General features: G+C 55.5%; 1 protein-coding gene and 1 pseudogene (1 of these 2 only partly in view). Both read right to left on the bottom strand.

All coding sequences use genetic code 11. From position 1 onward, the window contains the following. Window positions 1-1,264, bottom strand: a pseudogene (gene asp2 / locus Q2B33_RS05320) (accessory Sec system protein Asp2) (it extends 257 nt beyond the left edge of the window). Next, window positions 1,257-2,852 carry an accessory Sec system protein Asp1 gene (asp1, locus tag Q2B33_RS05315; protein WP_300573087.1) on the bottom strand — a complete coding sequence of 532 codons (1,596 nt, stop codon included), beginning with the start codon at window positions 2,850-2,852 and terminating at the stop codon, window positions 1,257-1,259. Before asp1 ends, asp2 begins: the two are co-directional and overlap by 8 nt. Between the last annotated feature and the right edge of the window lie 202 nt (window positions 2,853-3,054).

Raw genomic sequence — 3,054 nt, 5'->3', positions numbered from 1 at the left:
TCCAGAACTTCTCATTGAGCCGCTCCACGTCCTCCTCACCCAGGCCGCCGCACTGGGCGCGAAGCACATCCAGTGAGGTGGGGAATCCCCCGGGACGTAGGTGCTTCTCGTTTGCTGCCACATTCCCGATACTGGCCAGAGGCTTGCCCACAATCATGGCATGGGGACGGATGTCGCATCCATAATAGATGGCACCGAAAGTACCCATGGACAGGCCCGACAAAATCACCTGCTCCGCGGTAAATCCCAGTTCCTCCATATGTTTTCTGATGGAATTTTCGAACATATGTTCATAGTCAGAAGAACCCATATAGAACCCTCCGCCCTCCAGCCTGGGCTCAGACAGCAGCAGAAAAGGGCATCCCAGACCCCGCATCATATAGTAGCCCTCGAATCCCTGTAATGTCTTGTATCCGGAGAAATACACATTCAAGGGCGGCTTCATGTCTCCCGGCTCGAAATAGCAGAATGCCTCCTCCCGTCCCGCTGTCACGTACCGCTCTCCCCCCGGCAGGAAATATCCATGGCTCCCCCTGGAAATCCTCTTGTGCAGAGCTGTCAGCCATAGCCTTCCCCTGCCCTTTGCCCGGAGCGAGACGAAGAAAGTGCCGTCCCCCTTTCCGCATGCCACCTGAACCACCTTTTCCAGTTCCTCTTCTCCCAGCTCCCACTGTTCCAGCACGTCAGAGGCGCTTCCCGCGGCGAAGAGAGTCAGCACCATGGAAATCTCCACCTCAGGGTCCCTGTGATATTCCAGCCAGAAATCAACAGCCTGTCCCCGGGGCACCGGGCTGTTGTAGCGCCAGTAGGCAACCTGGCGGAAGGCATCCCCGAAGTCTGCCTCCAACAGCACATTCTGGTTCCCGTTCCACCTTACCTTTCCCTGGAACCCCTGAGCGATGGCCACATCCGCCAGTCTGAATTTCTCCCCATAGGGCCGCGAATAGTAATACCTGGATTCCTCTGTGAGGAACCTCTGTATATCCGTCCTTGCGATGTGCCGGGCCTTCCTGCTGCGGCAGAGCCATTCTGCCCTGCCCTGAACCTCCACCCTGTCGGTCACGAAGAGGGTATAAGCCTTTGCCCCCTGGAAGAGCAGTTCTATCTCCTCGTCCAGAGGATTCCTGTCCAGAAAGAACATATCATAAGGCTTCTCCGGCAGTTCCCGGAAGGCCTCCGCATGATCCAGGGCCACGCCCTCCGGCAGTGCATAGATTTTCCTCCAGTCTTCTTGCCCCAGTTGCAAGATACGTATCTCATCCAACGCTGTCCATGACCTCCCCCCACATCTCCAACAGCCGGGCAGTGGTATACTCCCTGCTGATTTCATAGGAATACACCTTTGCTTCGTTCCAGTGCTTCAGCCCGTTCAGATAATAGTCCAGCGCCTTTGGCAGCCGCTCCAGCCCGTCCAGTACAATACCATTGCCGCCATGTTCTATAAAATCTGTCCTTCTCCTTACAATCTGGGGAATTCCGAAACTGATGGCATTGATCTGCAGGTACTGTTCCGGGACATTCCGCAGATCTACCAGCAGCCATTGCTCCCGCATACATTTGCTCACAGACAGTTCGTCCACACATTGCTCCGGAAAGAAGCGGGCGGAACTCCTTCCCTCACCTTCCAGATCATTCTCTGAGACCATCGCGCCCTCTGTATCGGCAGCCCATTCTTCCGGCATGCCGGCACTGTCCAGCTCCCTGCGGACCTGCTCCAGAAGCCTTCGTTTCCTGTCATATCTGGCTTCCCTGGTAAAAAGGTGGATGCGCATGTTTTCCTTCTGGGGAAGGCAGGCCCCCATGATGCGTATCATCTCCCTGAATGTCCCATCGTCCAGACCGTCCACCGGCACCAGAATCTTCTGGACTCCCATCTGCAGACCGATTCCCTCGTCTGTCCTGGTATCATAAGGCGGAATCGCAGCCAGCCGCCTTTTGTCTACAGCAACCTGTTTCTGTATCCTCCGGGCGGTCTCCCTGGAATCTGCCACCACATAATCAGCCTGCCGGATCATTTCCAATACCACCGAGTCGCTTCCCACCTGATACCTGTCCTGGAAGAAAGACAGAATCTTCTTTCTGCCCCTCAGGTTCCTGCCCAGCAGGTGCACATGCAGACCGTGCATGGCCACACAAAAGATATCCCCTGCATCCGTCAGCTCCAGATAAGATGCCAGCACTTCATATACGACCTGCCCGATGCTGTCGTAGGATCTCCTGAAGAACCGTCTCGTATGCCACTTTCCTCCATACTCCAGCAGATATTCCGGGCACTTCCTGTTAATCTCCACATGGCCGTCCTTCCGATAGCACCGCAGCTTCCAGGTTCCGTTCTCACACAGATAGTCCTGGCAGACCGGCTGGCCTCCCTCATACAGAATCGTACTGGCAATGAAGCCTCTGTCATCATAGAGATTCCGGCGGCATACCACACCGCCCTGGTACAGCTCCACCCAAATCGGATTCCCATCCTCTCCAAAGTCGACCTGGGCATATTTCTCATTCCCCAGCATGGCCACCACCACAAAGGGAGTATAGAGGAATTCGATTCCCTCTGGCCATTTCAGGTCATGGAAGGACCATACCCTGACCTTTCTGCGCCGAATCTCCTGTATGGCATCGAAACAGGACCAGTACGGGGCACGGTATACCCCCTGCCTGTGGAGGAAATGCCGGAAATTCGGAGCTGCTGAGAGGAGCATGATTCGGTATTCATATGCCCCGCTGCGGTGGAAGAGCTGAATCTGCTTCACCGTATCATCGAATTCCGAATGGGCGCGCTTCACGCGCCAGCTCTGTTCGTCTTCGCACCATTCCTTCTCCTTGTACCATGCCGGAATAAAATATAACATCTCCCCACTCCCGTCTTATCCAAATTGCATCCTATTGCCGCCGGAATGCGGCAGCTGCGCCCCTTGCCGCCGTAAACGGCAGCACCTGCAGCGCTTTTTGCCGTTGTCCCCAGACCCTCCGAGGCCTCAGAACAACGGCCTGCATGAATCATAGCTGTGCAGCGTGCTGACTTCCCGGTACATATTAGATCGGAAGAGCACA

It is taken from the genome of uncultured Acetatifactor sp. (assembly GCF_948601915.1).
In the GTDB taxonomy this organism is placed as follows: domain Bacteria; phylum Bacillota; class Clostridia; order Lachnospirales; family Lachnospiraceae; genus Acetatifactor.
This window is presented reverse-complemented; position numbering and strand designations above follow the sequence as displayed.